The sequence below is a fragment of the Shewanella sp. Isolate7 genome (assembly GCF_022398425.1).
GTDB lineage: Bacteria > Pseudomonadota > Gammaproteobacteria > Enterobacterales > Shewanellaceae > Shewanella.
In genome coordinates, this window is sequence record NZ_JAKEVJ010000159.1 from 1 (window position 1) to 1,373 (window position 1,373).

At 49.4% G+C, this 1,373-nt stretch carries 1 protein-coding gene; it reads right to left on the reverse strand.

The features are described from left to right. Positions 1–164: 164 nt before the first annotated feature. Positions 165–1,049: a 6-carboxytetrahydropterin synthase gene (locus L1D47_RS20640; RefSeq protein ID WP_239886617.1), complete on the reverse strand. Its 885-nt coding sequence runs from the start codon at positions 1,047–1,049 to the stop codon at positions 165–167. Positions 1,050–1,373 lie beyond the last annotated feature (324 nt).

Consider the following 1,373-nt stretch of genomic DNA (forward strand, 5'->3'; position numbering starts at 1 on the left):
AACTGTATTAGTATTTTTAATTGTAGAATAACTACTTATCTAAAAATCCTGCTTTGTTCTCAAGCGTTTTTCCTGCGCTATTTCTGATCACATGTTTACTGTGATTGGTATAACACTAATAAATCGTCTGCCAGGCTTTGGGCAGCTTACTTAGGCCTGAGCGCTTAGGCTTGGCTTGCCCCTTTAACCGCGATAGCCCCCTTGCCCACGCCTTCGTAGGCGATCACCTTAAATGAGCTGTCGCTATTCTCGTTAGCCAGGGTGGTGGCGATAAAGTCGGCCAACAGCTCTACCGTGGTATCGTGGGGAATGATCTCGCAGCGCTTCTTGGGCATGGCCAGCTGAAAATCGCCCTGTGGCGCCACATAGTGGAACCCATAGTGGGTCTCATCGCTCACCACTGTCTGTGGCGACAGCTCCAGCTCGTCCACCTCGACCAAGTCATCTTCAGAGCCGAGATAGATATCTTTCCAGCGACGGGCCCAGTACTCGTCCCACTTAGGCGCGGCGACACCATTTTCAAACACGTTGATCGGGCTGCGGTGACCGTGGGCGATCCGCTGGCAGTTACCGTCGTGTTTCTTCAGGCCATGAGAGTAGTGGTAATAAGGGGTCTCGTGCAGCTCGTTACGCAGGGTCAATGCGATGCCCTGAACGTTGTCCGGCAGCACCTCTTTCAAGGCTTTCTGCAAGAAGGCGTTCACGCTGTCGAAATCGATGATCTCAGTGGGGATCAGGGCAAAGGCCTGAGCGGGACAGGCGAGATGGATATCTCCCTGCAGGCTGTTGAAATCCATCCAGACACGATCGCCTTGCTGCTGCCATCTCACCTCAGCGCAGGCGGTAGGGATAAGCAGACGGTGATCGGCCACATCGTCTATGGTGTTCTTGATGGTGCGCTTTACCTTGGCAAAGTCCAGCACCATGTTCTGATCGTCCAGGCCGCCATCGAGCAGCACGTCGACAATCCAGCTCTCCCCGACCATGCCACGGATAGGGCACAGGTAAGAAAAATCGATTACGGTTAAATCTCTAACAAAAAGTTGCATTTACGCTCCGTAGGCAGAAAAACAGTCCACCTTATTTGATCCCTCCGGCAAACGGCCGACGGACACATTTGTTTCAACAGTACTGTTGTTTCAGCAGATAATTTCAACTCATCTGCGATATTTTAGCAAGTCATGCAGCGGTTAAGCGTTCGTCGTCTAACCAAACCGACTCACATTATACCAATCACAATAAGTATGTGATCAGAAATAGCGCAGGAAAAACGCTTGAGAACAAAGCAAGCATTTTTAGATAAGTAGTTATTCTACAATTAAAAATACTAATACAGTTATCGAGCGTTTTAACAAGCTAGAATGATCAATTAT

What these genes read in the sequence shown, in the direction of transcription:
- L1D47_RS20640 (WP_239886617.1), bottom strand. Translation starts at nt 1,049, where the DNA reads ATGCAACTTTTTGTTAGAGATTTAACCGTAATCGATTTTTCTTACCTG.